This is a genomic window from Streptomyces sp. NPDC110618 (assembly GCF_055657065.1).
Genome location: NZ_JBVKBN010000005.1, coordinates 199,261 through 216,759 on the forward strand (window position 1 = coordinate 199,261; position 17,499 = coordinate 216,759).

20 protein-coding genes and 1 pseudogene are annotated in these 17,499 nt (G+C 72.1%); 15 read left to right on the plus strand and 6 right to left on the minus strand.

Features of this window, described 5'->3' with window-relative positions; genetic code table 11:
* Nucleotides 1-29 precede the first annotated feature (29 nt).
* A complete protein-coding gene (locus tag ACZ7L7_RS11975; RefSeq protein WP_471592355.1) occupies nt 30-866 on the minus strand; it encodes a class I SAM-dependent methyltransferase in 837 nt (278 codons plus the stop codon).
* A gap of 376 nt (nt 867-1,242) precedes the next feature.
* Between ACZ7L7_RS11975 and rpsA the strand changes: the two genes are divergently transcribed.
* The 4 genes from rpsA (at nt 1,243) to ACZ7L7_RS11995 (ending at nt 4,893) form a co-directional block, all read left to right on the plus strand.
* Nucleotides 1,243-2,733 (plus strand): 30S ribosomal protein S1, encoded by a 1,491-nt coding sequence (gene rpsA / locus ACZ7L7_RS11980; protein ID WP_093723799.1) that lies wholly within the window; start codon nt 1,243-1,245, stop codon nt 2,731-2,733.
* A gap of 157 nt (nt 2,734-2,890) precedes the next feature.
* Nucleotides 2,891-3,829 (plus strand): PAC2 family protein, encoded by a 939-nt coding sequence (locus ACZ7L7_RS11985; RefSeq protein ID WP_453606131.1) that lies wholly within the window; start codon nt 2,891-2,893, stop codon nt 3,827-3,829.
* A 31-nt stretch (nt 3,830-3,860) separates the two neighbouring features.
* Nucleotides 3,861-4,463, plus strand: coding sequence for a dephospho-CoA kinase (coaE, locus tag ACZ7L7_RS11990; RefSeq protein ID WP_471592341.1), 603 nt, complete (start codon nt 3,861-3,863; stop codon nt 4,461-4,463).
* 49 nt (nt 4,464-4,512) lie between these two features.
* The gene (locus tag ACZ7L7_RS11995; RefSeq protein WP_250750236.1) at nt 4,513-4,893 is read left to right on the plus strand and encodes a tetratricopeptide repeat protein; all 381 of its coding nucleotides are present in this window, start codon (nt 4,513-4,515) and stop codon (nt 4,891-4,893) included.
* 13 nt (nt 4,894-4,906) lie between these two features.
* On the opposite strand, the gene ACZ7L7_RS12000 is transcribed toward ACZ7L7_RS11995, so the two are convergent.
* A complete protein-coding gene (locus ACZ7L7_RS12000) occupies nt 4,907-5,167 on the minus strand; it encodes a DUF6343 family protein (protein ID WP_472075714.1) in 261 nt (86 codons plus the stop codon).
* A 171-nt stretch (nt 5,168-5,338) separates the two neighbouring features.
* On the opposite strand from ACZ7L7_RS12000, the gene ACZ7L7_RS12005 reads away from it, so the two are divergent.
* Nucleotides 5,339-5,788: a DoxX family protein gene (locus tag ACZ7L7_RS12005; RefSeq protein WP_285513228.1), complete on the plus strand. Its 450-nt coding sequence runs from the start codon at nt 5,339-5,341 to the stop codon at nt 5,786-5,788.
* 76 nt (nt 5,789-5,864) lie between these two features.
* Here the strand turns inward: ACZ7L7_RS12005 and ACZ7L7_RS12010 are convergent, their stop codons facing one another.
* Nucleotides 5,865-6,329: an RNA-binding S4 domain-containing protein gene (locus tag ACZ7L7_RS12010; protein ID WP_285513229.1), complete on the minus strand. Its 465-nt coding sequence runs from the start codon at nt 6,327-6,329 to the stop codon at nt 5,865-5,867.
* 396 nt (nt 6,330-6,725) lie between these two features.
* On the opposite strand from ACZ7L7_RS12010, the gene ACZ7L7_RS12015 reads away from it, so the two are divergent.
* The gene (locus ACZ7L7_RS12015) at nt 6,726-7,409 is read left to right on the plus strand and encodes a uracil-DNA glycosylase (RefSeq protein ID WP_285513230.1); all 684 of its coding nucleotides are present in this window, start codon (nt 6,726-6,728) and stop codon (nt 7,407-7,409) included.
* Between the two features lie 62 nt (nt 7,410-7,471).
* On the plus strand, nt 7,472-7,855 hold the full coding sequence (locus ACZ7L7_RS12020) for a hypothetical protein (RefSeq protein WP_472075716.1): 384 nt from the start codon (nt 7,472-7,474) through the stop codon (nt 7,853-7,855).
* A 19-nt stretch (nt 7,856-7,874) separates the two neighbouring features.
* Here the strand turns inward: ACZ7L7_RS12020 and ACZ7L7_RS12025 are convergent, their stop codons facing one another.
* Entirely contained in the window at nt 7,875-8,525 is a 651-nt protein-coding gene (locus ACZ7L7_RS12025; protein ID WP_285513232.1) for a GntR family transcriptional regulator, read from the minus strand.
* A 151-nt stretch (nt 8,526-8,676) separates the two neighbouring features.
* Between ACZ7L7_RS12025 and ACZ7L7_RS12030 the strand changes: the two genes are divergently transcribed.
* Together ACZ7L7_RS12030 and ACZ7L7_RS12035 are read left to right on the plus strand one after the other, a co-directional pair.
* Nucleotides 8,677-10,128: an NCS1 family nucleobase:cation symporter-1 gene (locus ACZ7L7_RS12030; protein ID WP_285513233.1), complete on the plus strand. Its 1,452-nt coding sequence runs from the start codon at nt 8,677-8,679 to the stop codon at nt 10,126-10,128.
* A gap of 4 nt (nt 10,129-10,132) precedes the next feature.
* Nucleotides 10,133-10,849 carry an aspartate/glutamate racemase family protein gene (locus ACZ7L7_RS12035; RefSeq protein ID WP_285513234.1) on the plus strand — a complete coding sequence of 239 codons (717 nt, stop codon included), beginning with the start codon at nt 10,133-10,135 and terminating at the stop codon, nt 10,847-10,849.
* A gap of 40 nt (nt 10,850-10,889) precedes the next feature.
* Here the strand turns inward: ACZ7L7_RS12035 and ACZ7L7_RS12040 are convergent, their stop codons facing one another.
* Together ACZ7L7_RS12040 and ACZ7L7_RS12045 are read right to left on the minus strand one after the other, a co-directional pair.
* Nucleotides 10,890-11,336, minus strand: coding sequence for a GNAT family N-acetyltransferase (locus ACZ7L7_RS12040; protein WP_285513235.1), 447 nt, complete (start codon nt 11,334-11,336; stop codon nt 10,890-10,892).
* Nucleotides 11,333-11,743 (minus strand): RidA family protein, encoded by a 411-nt coding sequence (locus ACZ7L7_RS12045; RefSeq protein WP_285513236.1) that lies wholly within the window; start codon nt 11,741-11,743, stop codon nt 11,333-11,335. The genes ACZ7L7_RS12040 and ACZ7L7_RS12045 overlap by 4 nt, the downstream gene beginning before the upstream one ends.
* Nucleotides 11,744-11,881: 138 nt before the next feature.
* On the opposite strand from ACZ7L7_RS12045, the gene ACZ7L7_RS12050 reads away from it, so the two are divergent.
* From ACZ7L7_RS12050 to ACZ7L7_RS12075, 6 genes and pseudogenes are all read left to right on the plus strand, one after another.
* Nucleotides 11,882-12,265 carry a hypothetical protein gene (locus ACZ7L7_RS12050; protein ID WP_472075719.1) on the plus strand — a complete coding sequence of 128 codons (384 nt, stop codon included), beginning with the start codon at nt 11,882-11,884 and terminating at the stop codon, nt 12,263-12,265.
* A gap of 14 nt (nt 12,266-12,279) precedes the next feature.
* Nucleotides 12,280-13,039: pseudogene (locus ACZ7L7_RS12055) on the plus strand (nucleotidyltransferase domain-containing protein).
* A gap of 156 nt (nt 13,040-13,195) precedes the next feature.
* On the plus strand, nt 13,196-15,022 hold the full coding sequence (locus ACZ7L7_RS12060) for an FUSC family protein (protein WP_472075721.1): 1,827 nt from the start codon (nt 13,196-13,198) through the stop codon (nt 15,020-15,022).
* A 40-nt stretch (nt 15,023-15,062) separates the two neighbouring features.
* The gene (locus ACZ7L7_RS12065) at nt 15,063-16,415 is read left to right on the plus strand and encodes an amidohydrolase (RefSeq protein ID WP_453606684.1); all 1,353 of its coding nucleotides are present in this window, start codon (nt 15,063-15,065) and stop codon (nt 16,413-16,415) included.
* Between the two features lie 103 nt (nt 16,416-16,518).
* Nucleotides 16,519-17,160 (plus strand): DUF899 domain-containing protein, encoded by a 642-nt coding sequence (locus ACZ7L7_RS12070; RefSeq protein WP_472075723.1) that lies wholly within the window; start codon nt 16,519-16,521, stop codon nt 17,158-17,160.
* A 156-nt stretch (nt 17,161-17,316) separates the two neighbouring features.
* Nucleotides 17,317-17,499: a hypothetical protein gene (locus tag ACZ7L7_RS12075; RefSeq protein WP_285513242.1), complete on the plus strand. Its 183-nt coding sequence runs from the start codon at nt 17,317-17,319 to the stop codon at nt 17,497-17,499.

Below are 17,499 nucleotides of genomic sequence, written 5' to 3' on the forward strand. Positions count from 1 at the left end.
CCCGGTCCCGTTCGCGGACGAGGACCGGCTCAGTCCCGTACGCAGACGAAGATCGCCGTGCCCGGGATCAGGTTGCCGCGCAGCGGGGACCAGCCGCCCCACTCCGCGCTGTTCCAGGCCGGCCACTCCGGCTCCACCAGGTCGACCAGGCGCAGGCCCGCCGCCACGACATCGCGGACCCGGTCGCCGATCGTGCGGTGGTGCTCCACGTAGACCGCGCGGCCCTGCTCGTCCTGCTCGACATAAGGGGTGCGGTCGAAGTAGGACGCGGACACCGACAGGCCCTCGGGGCCGGGCTCGTCCGGGAACGCCCAGCGGATCGGGTGGGTGACGGAGAAGACGAACCGGCCGCCGGGGCGCAGCACCCGCCGCACCTCGCGCAGCACCAGCACCGGGTCCGCGACGAACGGCAGCGCGCCGTACGCCGAGCACGCCAGGTCGAAGGAGCCGTCCGCGAAGGGGAGCGCGCCCGCGTCGGCGCAGACCAGCGGGAAGGAGCCGCCGATGCGCAGCGCGTGCTGGAGCTGGCGGTGGGAGAGGTCCAGGGCGACCGGGCGGGCGCCCTGCGCGGCCAGCCAGCGCGAGCACTGCGCGGCGCCGGCGCCGATCTCCAGGACGTCCTTGTTCTTCAGCTCCTCCGGCGGGCCGAGCAGCTCCGCCTCCACCTCGTCCAGGCCCTCGGGGCCCCAGACGAAGCGGTCGTCGCCGAGGAAGGTGCCGTGCTCGATCTGGTACTCGTCCGCGTTGCGGTCCCACCAGCCCCGGTTGGCCCGGGAACTCTCCGCGACCCCGGCGGCACGCCGCGTGGCCTCCGGCTCCGGCTCGGAAGCGGACGCGGCCTCGTTGGATACGGACTCTTGGATGATCGGCTCCCTCGTCGTACTCTTCCGTCACCTGAACGGCGCGGCCTCCCGGCGGCGTCACGAAAGGGGCGGCTTGGGCCCTGCGTGGCCTTGGGAGACAGGTTGTGTGCCGGGAATGCGGCGATCCGCCCCGGGTGTGCGCCTTCGCGCATTGACCCTGCCCGGCTGCCCCCGTATGCTACAAGTTGCGCTGCGGGCCTGCGCACCTCAGACGTAGCAGGCTGCGCTCGCATCTGTTGTAGTCCCCTCGGTTGTCGAGGCGCCGTCGCCAGTTGGCTGGTGGGGCGCTTCCTTGGCTGTCCGGCTTCTTCAGAGCGATACGGGCTCCCGGCGTAGCAGTACCTACGACTTCAATGTCCGTACCGGAGCCCTTTCCCACATGACGAGCAGCACCGAGACCACCGCCACCACCCCGCAGGTAGCGGTCAACGACATCGGTAACGAGGAAGCTTTCCTCGCCGCGATCGACGAGACGATCAAGTACTTCAACGACGGCGACATCGTCGACGGCGTCATCGTGAAGGTCGACCGGGACGAGGTCCTGCTCGACATCGGTTACAAGACCGAAGGTGTCATCCCGAGCCGCGAGCTTTCGATCAAGCACGACGTCGACCCGAACGAGGTCGTCGCCGTCGGCGACGAGATCGAGGCCCTGGTCCTCCAGAAGGAGGACAAGGAAGGCCGCCTGATCCTCTCGAAGAAGCGCGCCCAGTACGAGCGTGCCTGGGGCACCATCGAGAAGATCAAGGAAGAGGACGGCATCGTTACCGGTACCGTCATCGAGGTCGTCAAGGGTGGTCTCATCCTCGACATCGGCCTCCGCGGCTTCCTCCCGGCCTCCCTGGTCGAGATGCGCCGTGTCCGCGACCTCCAGCCCTACGTGGGCAAGGAGCTCGAAGCCAAGATCATCGAGCTGGACAAGAACCGCAACAACGTGGTCCTGTCCCGCCGTGCCTGGCTGGAGCAGACCCAGTCCGAGGTCCGCCAGACGTTCCTCACCACCCTGCAGAAGGGTCAGGTCCGTTCCGGCGTCGTCTCCTCGATCGTCAACTTCGGTGCCTTCGTGGACCTGGGTGGCGTCGACGGTCTGGTCCACGTCTCCGAGCTGTCCTGGAAGCACATCGACCACCCGTCCGAGGTTGTCGAGGTCGGCCAGGAGGTCACCGTCGAGGTTCTCGACGTCGACATGGACCGCGAGCGTGTCTCCCTGTCGCTGAAGGCGACCCAGGAAGACCCGTGGCAGCAGTTCGCCCGCACCCACCAGATCGGCCAGGTCGTGCCCGGCAAGGTCACGAAGCTGGTTCCGTTCGGTGCGTTCGTCCGCGTGGACGAGGGCATCGAGGGTCTGGTCCACATCTCCGAGCTGGCCGAGCGCCACGTGGAGATCCCGGAGCAGGTCGTCCAGGTCAACGACGAGATCTTCGTCAAGGTCATCGACATCGACCTGGAGCGTCGCCGGATCTCGCTGTCCCTCAAGCAGGCCAACGAGTCCTTCGGTGCCGACCCGGCCGCGGTCGAGTTCGACCCGACCCTGTACGGCATGGCCGCGTCCTACGACGACCAGGGCAACTACATCTACCCCGAGGGCTTCGACCCCGAGACCAACGACTGGCTCGAGGGCTACGAGAAGCAGCGCGAGGAGTGGGAGCGCCAGTACGCCGAGGCGCAGCAGCGCTTCGAGCAGCACCAGCAGCAGGTCATCAAGTCCCGCGAGGCCGACGCCGCTGCCGCGGCCGAGGGCGGCGAGGCTGCGGCTCCGGCCGCGACCGGTGGCTCGTACTCCTCCGAGGGCGCCGACAACTCCGGCGCGCTGGCCTCGGACGAGGCGCTTGCCGCGCTGCGTGAGAAGCTGGCCGGCGGCCAGAGCTGACGCTCGCTGAGCAGCACTAGCTCCTGACTGAGGGGCCGTACCTCCCGGGGTACGGCCCCTCAGTGCTGTCCGCGGAGATCATTTCCGCCGCCTCCTTGGGGAATGCCCACGCCCGCAAGGGCGTTGTGCAGAGGGAACACAAGGAGGAGCGGTCACTGTGCTTGATCCGCAAGGTTTGTACGCATGGGAGCCGAAGGGCCTGGCCGTCGTCGACATGGCCTTGGCACAGGAGTCGGCGGGCCTTGTCATGCTCTACCACTTCGACGGATACATCGACGCGGGTGAGACCGGCGACCAGATCGTCGACCGGCTGCTCGACTCACTGCCCCACCAGGTCGTCGCCCGATTCGACCACGACCGGCTGGTGGACTACCGAGCCCGCCGCCCGCTGCTGACGTTCAAGCGCGACCGCTGGACCGCCTACGAGGTCCCGGCCATCGAGGTACGGCTCGTCCAGGACGCCACCGGCGCCCCGTTCCTGCTGCTGTCCGGACCCGAGCCGGACGTGGAGTGGGAGCGCTTCGCCGCCGCGGTCCAGCAGATCGTGGAGCGGCTCGGCGTACGGCTCTCGGTGAACTTCCACGGCATCCCCATGGGCGTCCCGCACACCCGACCCGTGGGCCTCACCCCCCACGGCAACCGCACCGACCTCGTCCCCGGCCACCGCAGCCCCTTCGAGGAGGCCCAGGTGCCCGGCAGCGCGGCCTCGCTGCTGGAGTACCGGCTGATGGAGGCCGGCCACGAGGTCCTCGGCGTCGCCGCGCACGTCCCGCACTACGTGGCGCGTTCCCCGTACCCGGACGCGGCCCTGACCGTCCTGGAGGCCATCACGGCCGCCACCGGTCTGGTCCTGCCGGGTGTCGCCCACGCGCTGCGCACCGAGGCCCACCGCACCCAGACCGAGATCGACCGGCAGATCCAGGAGGGCGACGAGGAGCTGGTGGCGCTGGTCCAGGGCCTTGAGCACCAGTACGACGCGGCGGCCGGCGCGGAGACCAGGGGCAATATGCTCGCCGAGCCCGTGGACATCCCGTCGGCGGACGAGATCGGCCGCGAGTTCGAGCGGTTCCTGGCCGAGCGGGAAGGCGACAACTGACGCCCGAGCGGCACGCTCTAAGCTCTGCTCCATGCTGAAAGTGGGGTTGACCGGCGGTATCGGGGCCGGGAAGAGCGAGGTGTCACGGCTCCTCGTGGAGTGCGGTGCCGTGCTGATCGACGCGGACCGCATCGCGCGGGAGGTCGTGGCACCGGGCACGCCCGGCCTCGCGGCCGTCGTGGACGCGTTCGGCGAGGACGTGCTCGCGCCGGACGGCAGCCTGGACCGGCCCAGGCTGGGTTCCATCGTGTTCGCCGACCCCGAGAAACTGGCGGTCCTCAACGCGATCGTGCACCCCCTAGTCGGTGAGCGCTCCCGCGAGCTGGAGCAGGCCGCGGCCGAGGACGCCGTGGTCGTGCACGACGTACCGCTGCTCACCGAGAACGGGCTGGCGCCGCTGTACGACCTCGTGGTCGTCGTCGACGCGGACGAGGGGACCCAGCTCGACCGGCTGGTGCGGCTGCGCGGGATGACCGAGGAGGACGCCCGTGCCCGGATGGCCGCCCAGGCCACCCGCGAGAAGCGCCGGGAGATCGCGGACATCGTCATCGACAACGACGTCCCCCTCGAACAGCTCCGGCAGCGGGTGCGCGAGGTGTGGGAGGAGCTGCGGCGCCGGGCCGCCGAGGAATAGCGGCCCCGCGTGCGGGCGTTGATCCCGGCAGTGAGGGAAGGATTCTGCCGTGCCCGAGATCAGCGGTTCCACCGGACGTACTCCGGAGACGCATGTCATCGACTTCCGTGCCGCCGAGCAGCTGCTCGCCGCACGGGACCCGCGGGGCGCGGTGAAGCTGCTGGACGGTGTCATCGCCGCGCACCCCGAGAACACCGCCGCGCGACTGCTGCGCGCGCGTGCCTTCTTCGCGGCCGCCCAACTGCGGCCCGCCGAACTGGAGTTCACCATCGTCCTGGAGCGCGAGCCGGACAACGCCTTCGCGCACTTCGCGCTCGCCCGCACCTATGAGCGGCAGGGCCGCGACGAGCAGGCCGTACGGCACTTCCGGCTGGCGGCGGCGCTCGACCCGAACCCGCAGTACCGTCGGGCGGCCCGCTTCGACGCCTGACCGGCCGACGGGGTCAGCGGTCCTCGGGCGGGTTGTACGGGGGGATGTCGGGGCCCGGCTGCCAGTGCGGGCCCTGGCGGATGTGCCGCACGATGAAGCCCATGTCCACGGCCACGACCAGCACGAGGACCCCGCAGGCCACGGCCCAGCCAATACGGTCGGCGAGCGCGAAGGCGACGGTGCCGAAGAGCGCCCAGACCAGTCCCCACACGCTCAGCCAGAACCGCGTCCGCAGGGGACTGCGCGCGGTCGTGGGTTCACTGCCCGTACGCATCGCACACACCACTCCTTCCTTCGGACCGTACTCCGCGCCGAGGCGTTCACCAAAAGAGGCGTTCACCGCGAGACGTCTGCATCAAAAGAGGGGCCGGGCGGCGATGAGTTCCGCCGCGACCGGCTGTCTATCCCTGTGACCGCGACACAAACGCCGCACACAGGAGACCCGATGTCCGAGACCACCGCTCCCGTCCCCGCCGCCACCCCTGTCGTCGCCGAGTCCGCCACCGCGCGCGGGCGCCGCGCCCGGATCGCGCTGCGCGCCCTGCAGATCGTGCTCGCGCTGTTCTACGGCATCGCCAGCGCCCTGCCGAAGCTGATCGGGCACTCCTCGGCGGTGGAGGTCTTCGACGAACTCGGCTGGGGCAGCGCCGGTATGTACACCATCGGCGCCCTCGAACTCGCCGGAGCGGTGGCCCTGTTGATCCCGGTGCTCCAGTCGGTGGCGGCGATCGCGCTGAGCGGGCTGATGGTCGGCGCGTTCATCGTCTCGCTGACCGCCTTCGACGGCGAGAACGCGGCCACCCCACTGATCCTGATCGTCCCGCTCGCCCTGATCGCCTGGGCGCGGCGCGGTTCCAACGCCGACCTGCTGCGGCTGGTGACGCGCCGCTCGTGAGGCGGGTGCGCGTACGGCGACGGCCGTGCCCGGGGTGTTCCGGACACGGCCGTCGCCGTACGCGTCGCGGCGGCCGTCAGCGCGGGCCGGGGCGGCTGCTGCCCTTCTCCAGGGCGCGCAGGCGGTCCAGTTCGCGGCGGTCGCGCTTGGTGGGGCGGCCCGCGCCTCGGTCGCGGACACCGGCCGGGGCGACGGCCTCGCGGGGCGGGGGCGGCGGGGAGTTGTCGAGGTAGCACTGGACGGCGACCGGGGCGCCGACCCGCTTGCGGATCAGGCGCTTGACCACCACGATCCGCTCCCGGTTCTCGTGCCGCAGTCGCACCTCGTCGCCGACGCGCAGGGAGTGGGCGGGCTTGACCCGCTCGCCGTTCACCCGGACATGGCCGCCCTTGCAGGCGGCGGCGCCGAGCGAACGGGTCTTGATCAGCCGTACCGCCCAGATCCAGCTGTCCACGCGCACGCTCTCACCGGCCTGCGGGGCCGCGGCCTCGGCGGCGGCCACCGCGGCCGCGGTCCTGTCCTGGTCACCTTCGGAAGCCATGCCCCGACCCTATCCGCTGGGCGGTTTCGTCCCCCCGGCCATTTACGGCCGCCGACCTGGCCGGTCCGGGCCTGGCCGGGCCGGTGAGTGGCGGATCCGGTTCAGGGGCGAGCCCGAGCACGGGCGCGTCAGCGGCCCGAAACCGCCGAAAGCCGCCGGCTACCGGGTGTGGGGCAGTTCGCTTCGCGTCTGGTGCTGGGCTTGCGCTTGAAAGCGTCGGAGGCTGCCGCCTGCCGCCTGCCGCCTGCCGCCTGCCGCCTGCCGGGCGCGGGGCGCCCCCTTCCGCGTCCGACGCGTCCGACCCCGGGGCTTACGCCCGAAACCGCCGGAAGGTGCCGCCTTGCCGGGTGCGCGGCAGCCCCTTCCGCGCCCGCCCCCCGGGCTTACGGTGGAGCCATGGACACCCTCGCCGCCCTCGACCGGCGGATCGCCGACTGCCGGGCCTGCCCGCGGCTGGTGGCCTGGCGGGAAGAGGTGGCCACGACCAAGCGGGCTGCTTTCGCGGGGGAGACGTACTGGGGGCGCCCGGTCCCGGGCTTCGGCCCCGCCGACGCCCGGCTGCTGATCATCGGCCTCGCCCCGGCCGCGCACGGCGGCAACCGCACGGGCCGGATGTTCACCGGGGACCGCTCCGGCGATGTGCTGTACCGGGCGCTGTACGACGTGGGCCTCGCCTCGCAGCCGGGTTCCGCCGCCGTGGGCGACGGCCTGGAGCTGTACGGCACCCGCGTGACCGCCCCGGTCCACTGCGCCCCGCCCGCCAACAAGCCCACCCCGGCCGAACGCGACACCTGCCGGCCCTGGCTGGTACGGGAGCTGCGTCTGCTGCGGCCCACCCTGAGGTCGGTCGTGGTGCTCGGCGCCTTCGGCTGGCAGGCGACGCTGCCCGTGCTGGCGGAGGTGGGCTGGGCGGTGCCGAGACCCCGCCCGGCCTTCGCCCACGGCACGCGCGTGCCGCTGGACGGCCTGACCCTGTACGGCTGCTTCCACGTCAGCCAGCGCAACACGTTCACGGGCCGGTTGACGCCGGAGATGCTCAGGGGAGTGCTGCGGGCGGCGGCGCGGGAGGCCGGGTCTTAGGTCCATCCGGCTCCAGCTCCAGCCCTTGGCCGTCGGGCGTCGGCCGTGAGATCGTCACGCGCGTGACCGAGACCGCAGGGGAATCGATTCAGCCGCGACCCGACGACCGCACCGCGTCCGCTCTGCGCTTCGCGGTGGAACTCGTCGCCTGGGTGACGACTCCCTGGGCGCTGGCCGGCTACTCGTGGCTGCTCGCCGTGGTGTCGGTGGTGCTCCTGATCGGCCTGCCCACGTGCTTCTCCACCCCGGGCGACAAGGCGCACGTGATCATCGCGGTACCGGGCTGGGGCACGATCCTGCTGGTGCTGCTCCAGCTCGTCGCGGCCGTGGTCTCCTCGTGGGCGGTGTGGCCCGCGTGGGCGGCGGGACTGGTGACCTTCACGGCCGTCGTCTCCCTGTGCACGGAGCGCCGGCGCTGGCGGTGGCTGCTCTCCGGCGCCGTATGAGCGGCCGGGGAGCAGGTACTCAGCCCTCTTCGCCGAACAGGTGCCGGACCGTCGACTCGTAGTTGGCGCGGACGTGGTCCAGAGCGTGGGCGCGGGCCCGGTCGGGGTCGCCGGAGGCGATGGCCTCGTACAGCTCGCGGTGTTCGGTGAGGAGTTGGGGCCACTCCTCGTTGCGGCGGGTCAGCCAGCGCAGACGGCCGTCGACCGGTTCCATGACCGAGATCAGCAGGCTGTTGCCCGCCATGGCGAGGATGCGGTCGTGGAAGCGGGTGTTGATGTCGGTGATCGTCTCGGCGTCGCCGGCCCTGGTGGCGGCGGCCGCGCTGTCCAGCAGTTCGCGCAGCTCCGCCAGGGCCTCGGGGGTGGCCCGGTCGGCGGCCAGACCGGCCGCGTAGACCTCCAGCGCCTCGCGCAGTTCGAAGAGTTCCTTGACGTCGGTCGGGGTGAGCCGGCGGACCACCGTGCGGCGGGCGGACTCGAAGAGGACGAAACCCTCCGCGACCAGCGCGCGGATCGCCTCGCGCACCGGCACCCGGGAGACCCCGAACCGCTCGGCCAGTTCCCGCTCCACCAGTCGGTCGCCGGGGCGGAGGCGGCCGGCGATGATCTCCTGCCGCAGCGTGGCCAGGACGCGTTCGCGTACCGCGCCGAGGGGTTCGATCTTCGTCATGGGGCCATCTTCGCCGACTCCGGGGGGCTTTTACGGAGCGTTAACGGCAGCGATATCTGTCCGAACTGTTGACGGCGGGACGATGTCGGCTGTTTGGTATACCAAACGCGGTTGCCAAGCGTCCTCCTCCGTCCCCTTTCCTGGAGGCCCCGTGTCCCTCGCCGACCGTGCCGAAGCCACCGGCACCCCCGTGTTCGTCCCCGATCCCCGGCTCACCAACGAAGACCTCGCCCCCGCCGGCAAGCGGAACTGGAAGGTCTTCGACCTCTTCGCCCTGTGGATGTCCGACGTCCACAACCTCGGCAACTACACCTTCGCCGCAGGACTGCTGGTCCTCGGCATGAACGTGTGGCAGGTCTTCACCTCCCTGCTCGTCGGCTTCGTGCTGATCTACATCGGCATGAACTGGATGGGGAAGATCGGCCAGCGCCACGGCGTGCCCTTCCCCGTCGTCAGCCGCATCAGCTTCGGCGTCTGGGGCGCCAACATCCCCGCCCTGATCAGGGCCGTCATCGCCATCATGTGGTACGGCATCCAGACCTACCTGGCCTCCGTCGCCGTCAACGTGATGCTGCTCGCCGCCTGGCCGGGCCTGGAGTCCTGGACCCACAGCTCCTTCCTCGGCCTGGACACCCTCGGCTGGATCTCCTTCGTCTCCCTCTGGCTGATCCAGGCGCTGATCATCAGCCAGGGCATGGAGTCCGTACGGAAGTTCCAGGACTTCTGCGGTCCCGCGATCTGGCTGGTGATGATCGCGCTGGCGGTGTGGATCCTCGCCAAGGCGGACTGGACGATCTCGCTGACCTCCACCCCGAACCCGGTCTCCGTGGGCGAGCAGTGGCGGCAGTGGTTCGGCGCGATCGGCCTGGTGCTCGCCACCTACGGCACGCTGATGCTCAACTTCTGCGACTTCTCCCGCTTCTCGCCCGACTACCGGACGGTCAAGCGCGGCAACTTCTGGGGCCTGCCCATCAACTCCACCGCCTTCGTGGTGGTCTCGGTGATCGTCACCGCCGGTTCGCTGGAGGTGTTCGGCGAGGCCATCACCGACCCGGCGGAGCTGGTCGCCAAGGTCGGCAACACCTGGGTGCTGGTGGTCGCGGCGCTGACCTTCGCCATCGCCACCATGGGCGTCAACATCGTCGCCAACTTCGTCTCCCCGGCGTACGACCTGGCCAACGTCTGGCCGCAGAAGATCACCTTCAAGGTCGGCGGACTCATCAGCACCGTGGCGGCGCTGGCCGTGACCCCCTGGAACCTCTTCTCCAACCCGACCGTCGTCAACTACTTCCTGGGCGGCCTCGGCGCCTTCCTGGGCCCGCTGTTCGGCGTGATCATGGTCGACTACTACCTGGTCAAGAAGGGCCGGGTCGATGTGGACGCGCTCTTCTCCGCGGAGCCCGGCTCCCGCTACTACTACCGCAAGGGCGTCAACCCCAAGGCGCTGTGGGCCTTCCTGCCCGCCGCCGGGGTGGCCGCGGTGCTGGCGCTGGTGAAGACCTTCAGCGATGTCGCGCCGTACTCCTGGTTCATCGGCACCGCGCTCGCCGCCGGCCTGTATCTGGCGCTGTGCCGCGATGAGCGCGCCGGGGCGGAGGGCTGAGCGGGTGCGCATCCTCGTCACCAACTGCAACACCACGCAGTCGATGACCGCGGAGATCGTACGAGGTGCCCGGGCCGCCGCAGGCCCGGGCACCACCGTGACCGGACTGACCCCGCACTGGGGACCGGAGTCCGCGGAGGGCTGGCTGGACAGCTACCTCTCGGCGGCGGCGGTGATCGACGCGCTGCGGACGTACGCGGGCGAGCCCTACGACGCCGTCGTCATGGCCGGGTTCGGGGAGCACGGGCGGGAGGGCGTACGGGAGTTGGTGGACGTGCCCGTCGTGGACATCACCGAGGCCGCCGCCCACCTGGCCTGTCTGCTGGGCCGCCGCTACGGCGTGGTCACCACCCTGGAGCGGTCCTGCGGGCAGATCGAGGACAGCCTGGAGCTGGCCGGGGTCGGCCGCAACTGCGCCGGCGTGGTCGGCACCGGCCTCGGCGTACTGGAACTGGAGGACGCCGAGCGCACCGAGGCCGCCTTCCTCGCGGCGGCCGAGCGGGTGCGCGCAGCCGGGGCCGAGGTGCTGGTGCTGGGGTGCGCTGGGATGACCGGGCTGCAGCGGGCGGTGGGGGAGAAGCTGGGGATGCCCGTGGTCGACGGGGTCGGCGCGGCCGTACGGCTGGCCGAGTCGCTGGTGGCGCTGGGGCTGACGACGAGCAGGGCGGGCACGTACGCGCGTCCGCTGCCGAAGCGGCGGCAGTGGGGCCGCCGCCCGTGAGCCAGGGCCCGCGACGCCGGGATGATCCCAACGACAGGCCCTAAGGCCGCCAGACGTACCGCACGTCCGGCTCCCGCTCCTCGTTGCCGCTGCCGTCGGTGCGTTCGACGGCGACGAAGCCGTGGCGTTCGTAGAAGCGGTGGGCGGGCTTGTTGACCTGGAAGGTCCACAGATTCAGGCCGCGCGGACTGCGCTCCTTGGCGAGCCGTACGAACCGGTCGCCCAGCCCCCGGCCGCGCCAGTCGGGGGCGAGGTAGAGCTGGGAGAGCAGTTCGCCGTGCAGCACCATGACCCCGACGAGCGTGCCGTCGCCCGTGTCCGCGACCCAGGTCTCCTGCCGGGGCACGACGAACTCCCGGAAGTAGTCGCGGACTTCGTCGTCCGAGTGCGGGCGGACGACCGTGGGCAGCGCGGCGTCGAAGGAGCGCAGCCAGACGTCGGCGACGGCGAGCGCGTCCTCGGCGGTGGCCCGGCGCAGGGTGATCACCGGCCGGACTCCGGTACGACCGCGGTGGCCGTGATCTCCACCAGTTGCCCGGTGTAGCCGAGGCAGGCGACGCCGAGGAGTGTGGAGGAGTGCGGCCCCGTACTGAGCCCCGACGCCTCGACGACCTCCCAGACCTGGGACAGCACGGCGGGTTCACTGCTCACGACGTACACATCGGTGGAGACGACATGCTCCAGACCGCTGCCCACAGCGGCGAGCTGCTCCCGCAGATTCCGGATGACCTGTTCGGCCTGGACCGCCGGATCCCCCTCCCCGACGATCTTCCCCTCCGCGTCCAACGGCACGGCCCCCGCCAGGAACGCCAGCCTGGTCCCGGCCTCGACGACCGACGCGTGCGCGTACGTGGGCGGCGGGAACAGGGCAGGACTGACAACACGCTTGATCACGGCGGCTCCCGGGGTACGGCGGATGGCGGGCAACCTACAGATCTTCGACCGGAGGAAGACCCCACGCACCCGAATTTCCGACCCGCCGTTTAACCATTCGACACCACCACCCCGCCCCCGGGACCCTGGGCACCAGCCATGTCCAGAACCACCCACCACACCCCGCCCCGCCGCCGCGCGGTACCGCCCTATTGGCCGGACGGCACGGCGGGCCCGTGCACGGCGCACTGGCTCACCGACCTCCGCTACTCCCGCCGGGAGTCGGCCCGGGCCGCACGCGAGGGGCGCCGCCCCCGCCCCCTGCGGGTGCGGCGGGCCTTCGCTGCGTATGTCTACCCCCGGACCCTGGGCGTCCGGGAGGACAGCCCGTACGAGAGGCGCGCGCGGGCCGCCCTCCGGGCGTTCCGCCGGGCGGTGGTGAAGGACCTGCGAGCAGCCGGGCCGGGCGCCCTTCGGGAAGCGGCCGCCGCGCTCGACCTGCCGCCCGTCCGCCATCGGCACCGCGACCTGTGGGAAACCTGACCCCCGGAGACCCCGTGACCGACTTTCTCGATTCCGTCGCCGACCGGCTGGCAGGGCTGCCCGGTGTGCGGGCCGTGGCGCTCGGGGGATCCCGGGCTCAGGGGACCGCGCGGCCGGACAGTGACTGGGATCTGGCCGTCTACTACCGGGGGGACTTCGATCCGGACGATCTGCGGGCCCTGGGGTGGGAGGGGGAGGTCTCCGAGATCGGCGGGTGGGGCGGCGGGGTGTTCAACGGCGGGGCCTGGCTGACCGTCGAGGGGCGCCGGGTGGACGTGCACTACCGGGATCTCGACGTCGTCGGGCACGAGTTGGCGGAGGCGGAGCAGGGGCGGTTCCGGGTGGAGCCGCTGCTGTTCCATCTCGCCGGGATTCCCACCTATCTGATCGTGGCCGAGCTGGCGATCAACCAGGTGCTGAGGGGGGGAGTTGCCGCGCCCCGAGGGATATCCGGAGAGGCTGCGGCGCACCGCCTTCGCGCGCTGGCGCGACACCGCCCGGCTGACTTTGGCGTACGCCGCCGCCCACCACGCCCCCGCCGGGCGCCGCACCGAGCTCGCCGGGGCCGTCGCCACCGCCGCCGTGCAGACGGGGCACGCCGTGCTGGCGGCGCGCGGGGAGTGGGTGACGAACGAGAAGCGGCTGCTGGAGCGGGCCGGGCTGCGCGGCACGGACGACATCGTCGGTGCCATGGGGGCCACGTCGCTGGAGACGGTGGTCGAGGACGCCCGGCGGCTGTTCGAGAGCGCGCTGGCGACGGCGTTGCGGTCATAAAGAACGTGGCTGCTGCACGCATTGTCACGCGGCGGTAATACAGCCGTACCGGAACACACCACTTCATGATCTACCGTCGTACCCGTACCCGTACCCGTACCCGTCGCCCCGGCCACCGTCGCCCGAAGGCACCCGCCCTCGTCCGACAGGAGCCCTGTGCACCGCCCCGCAGCCGCCCTGCCCCCCTGGATCGCCCACGCCCTGCGCACTCAGCGGGGGCCGATTCCCTGGAGCGCGGTCGTACGGGGCGCGCTGGGCGCCGGACCCCTGCTCGCGGCGGCCGTTGTCGCCGGTCACGCCTCCGTGGGTGTCGTCGCCGCCGTCGCCGCGATGCTCGCCGGGGTCGCCGACCGCCCCGGCAGCAGGCGGGCCGCCGTGCGCCGGCTGGGAGTGCCCGCCGTCGCGGGCGCCGGCGGCCTGGTGCTCGGCACCTACGGCGGGGAACTGCTCGGCGCCGTGGGGCTCAGCGTGCTGTTCGCCGTCGTCGGGCTCGCCGCCGGAAGCGTCAGCGCCGTCGGGCCCGTCGCCTCCACCGCCGGAACACAGTTGCTCGTCGCATCCGCGATCGGCGCCGGCATGCCGCTGCCGGAACCGGGCTGGCAGCGCGGCCTCGCCTACCTCGCCGGCGCCGGATGGCTGATCCTGCTGCGGCTGGCCCTGCCCAGCCCGGGGGCCATCGCCGGGGACTTCCGGTTCGACGGGGAACGGGAGGCCGTGGGCGCCGTCTACGACGCGGTCGCCGCGCTCCTCGACGCCGCGGGCACCGACCTCGCCACCGCACGCCGGGCCGCGCTCACCGCCGCACTCGACCACGCGCAGGACGCCCTCGCCGGACCCCGCCTGCGCCGCTACGCCTCCTCCGCCGCCGAACGCCGCCTGCACGCCCAGTACGCCGCAGCGCTGCCCCTCGCCGAGGCCGCCACCGCCCTCGCCTGGGCCGGTGAGCCCGTACCGGCGCGGGCCGCCGAAGGCCCCCGGCGCCTCGCCACCGCCGTACGCACCAACACGCCCACCGGACCCCTGCCCGCGCCCGCCCGGAGCGCACCCGCGCTGCGCGCCCTCGACGACGCCCTGCTGCACGCAGCCGAGGCCTTCGACCGGGCCGACGGCGGGAACCTGCACACCCGGCGGCGCTCGCCGAAGGCGCTGGCGCGCACGGTTCTCGGCGCGGGCGGCCGGGAGTACGGACTGCGCGTCGGCCTGTGCTTCGGGGCCTCCGCCGCTGCCGCCCAGGCGCTCCACCACGCCCGCTGGTACGGCGAGCACCCGCACTGGTACTGGCTGCCCGCCACCGCCGTCTTCCTCGTCAAGCCCGACCTCGGGCCGCTGCTGTCACGGGTGCTGTGCCGGGCCGCCGGGACCGTGCTCGGGGCGGCCGTGTTCGCCGCCTTCGCCGCCGTACTGCCCCGGCCGGAGGGGCTGATCGCGCTGGTCGCCGTCAGCGGGGCGCTCATCCCCGTCGCCACCCGGCACTTCGCCGCCCAGACCGGAGTGGTGACCGTGCTCGTGCTCGCACTGGTGATGGTCGGCGGTGAACCGCAGGCCGCCGCGGGCCGGATCGGCGAGACCCTGCTGGCCTGCGTGATCGTCCTGGTGGTGGGGCATCTGTCGATGCCCGGCCAACGTGGCGGGGCGGTACGCGCCCGGCTCGGCGCCGCCGAGGAGGCGACGCACGCCTACCTCACCCATGTGCTCGGCGAGTCCCACGACCGCACCGGCCGCTGGCTCCTGCGCCGCGAGGCCTACCGCACCCTCGCCGAGGCCCGCAGCGCCATCGCGCTGGCCTCCGCCGAACTGCCCCCGCTCGCCCGGCACTCGGCGGGCACCGAGAAGGTGGCCGGTGCCCTCGAACGGCTCGTTGACGCCACCACCGCCTGCGCCGTCCACCTGGACGACGCCGGAGGACTCACCCCGCGCGACACCCGGCAACTCACCGGCCTGCTGGACGAATTGGCGGCGCTGCGGGCGCGCCGGGCGGGCTGAACAGCGCCACTGCGTTCGCCGGGCGTCGTACGTTGGCCGTATGACGCCGACCGCCGCTGACATCGTCATCACCGGGTGCACCGTTCTCGTCCACGACGAGGAGGAGCGGGTCGGGTTCCGGGAGGACGCCGCGATCGTCGTGCGCGACGGGGCCGTCGAGGCGGTCACCGACGCCGCCGAGGCCGCGGACACACCCGCGGCGCAGCGGATCGACGCGCGCGGGCAGGTGGCGATGCCGGGGCTGGTGAACTGCCACACCCACGCCCCGATGGTCGCCCTGCGCGGCATCGCCGAGGACCTGCCCCTGGAGGAGTGGTTCAACGACTACGTCTGGCCCGTTGAGTCCAACCTCACCGAACGGGACGTGGAGTTGGGGGCGCGGCTCGCCTGCGCCGAGATGATCCGGGCCGGGGTCACCTGCTTCGCCGACCACTACTTCGCCATGGACGCCGTCGCCGCCGTGGTCGCCGAGTGCGGGCTGCGCGCCCACCTCGGCGAGGCGTACTTCTCCTCGCAGGGGCCCGAAGGGCGGGAGCGGTCAGTGGAGTTCGCGCTGCGGTACCGGGGTGCCGCGGGCGGCCGTATCACCACCGCCCTCGCCCCGCACGCCCCCTACACCGTCACCGACGCCGACCTTGCCGCCACCGCGGACCTCGCCCGCGAGCACGGGCTGCCGGTCCATCTGCACGCCGCCGAGACCCGCGACCAGACCCGCACCTCCCTCGACCGGCACGGCGTCACCCCCATCGGCGTCCTGGACCGCACCGGCATCCTCGCCACCGACGTCCTCATCGCCCACGGCACCGGCATCGTCGACGACGACCTGCCCCTGCTCCGGGACGCCCCCGGACGGGTCGCCGTCGCCACCGCGCCCCGCGGCTACCTGAAGTTCGCCTGGCCCGACACCACCCCGGTGCGCGCCCTGCGCGGGATCGGCGTCCACGTGGGCCTCGCCACGGACGGCGCCGCCTCCAACAACTCCCTCGACGTGTGGGAGTCCATGGCGCTCACCGCGCTGGTGCAGAAGTCGACCACCGGCGACCCCACCTGGCTGACCTCCCGTCAGGCCCTGCACCACGCCACGCTCCAGAGCGCCGCCGCCGTCGGCCTCGGCGACCGCCTGGGCACCCTCGCCCCGGGCCGCCGCGCCGACATCGTCCTCGTCGACCTCACCGGCCCGCACACCCAGCCCGTCCACGACCTCGCCGCGACCCTCGTGCACAGCGCCCGCTCCTTCGACGTCCGCACCACCATCGTCGACGGCCGTGTCCTGATGCGGGACCGCGAACTCCTCACCCTCGATGTCGCCCCGGTACTGGCGGAGTTGGGCGAGCGGCTGCCCGGCCTGGTCGACCGGAGCCACGGCAGGCGGATCCAGGAGTACGACACGTGAGGGTGTGAGGAAGAAGGCACCGGAAAAATCTTGGTCCCCGGCGATGAGTTCCGTACTTCCCTTCGGTCAGCACCTTCAACGGACCGTCGCACAGGAGGGGCCCATGTCGCTTCCGGAGATCGTCTCGCGCGCCCAGTGGCGCGCGGCGCGCGAGGAGTTACTGGTCAAGGAGGAGGCCGTCGCCCGCGCACGGGAGGCGCTGAACGCCGAGCGGCGGCGGCTGCCGATGGTGGAGGTGGAGACGGAGTACGTCTTCGAGGGCGGTGACGGCAAGGCAAGTCTGCTCGACCTCTTCGAGGGGCGGCGCCAGCTCGTCGTGCACCACTTCGTGTTCGCGCCCGAGTGGGAGACGGGCTGCCGCACCTGCTCCGCCTTCCTCGACCAGGTCGGCCACCTCGCCCACCTGTGGGCCCGCGACACCTCCTTCGCCGCCGTCTCCCGGGCGCCGTACACCAGGATCCTGCCCTTCAAGGCGCGGATGGGCTGGACGGTGCCCTGGCTCTCCTCGTACGGGAACGACTTCGACCGTGACTTCGAGGTGACCCGGGAGCACGACGGGGAACTGGTGGAGCGGTCCGGGGTGAGCTGCTTCCTGCGGGACCGCGACCGGGTGTTCCACACCTACTCCGCCTTCGGGCGCGAACTCGACGGGCTGGGTTCCACGACCAGCCTCCTGGACCTGACCGTGCTGGGGCGGCAGGAGGACCGGGCCCGCGTGCGCTATCACGACGAGTACGAGGACTGACGCGGAAAGTAGTCGAAAAGCGGGCGGAATCGAGACCCGGCTCACACTCGGCGGTGGACCGGTGTCAACTATGTCTCAGTACCGTCACTCCACGAGGCGTTCACCCCACCCCCGGCGTTTAACTCTTCGAGGTACAACGCTCAAGGGAGGTGCCAAGTGAACGGGCGAACGGTGCTCGAACGCTTTCCCGCAGGTGGGCCGCGGGGCTCGTGGCCGGCGGAGGAGTTCGCGCAGGCGCGGCGCAGCGAGGGCATGCCCGCCGAGGTCGTGATGGACCTGGCGTCGGACGCCTTCCTCGTCATCGTGCGCGGCGACGCCTGCGTCGACGCGGCGGCCTGA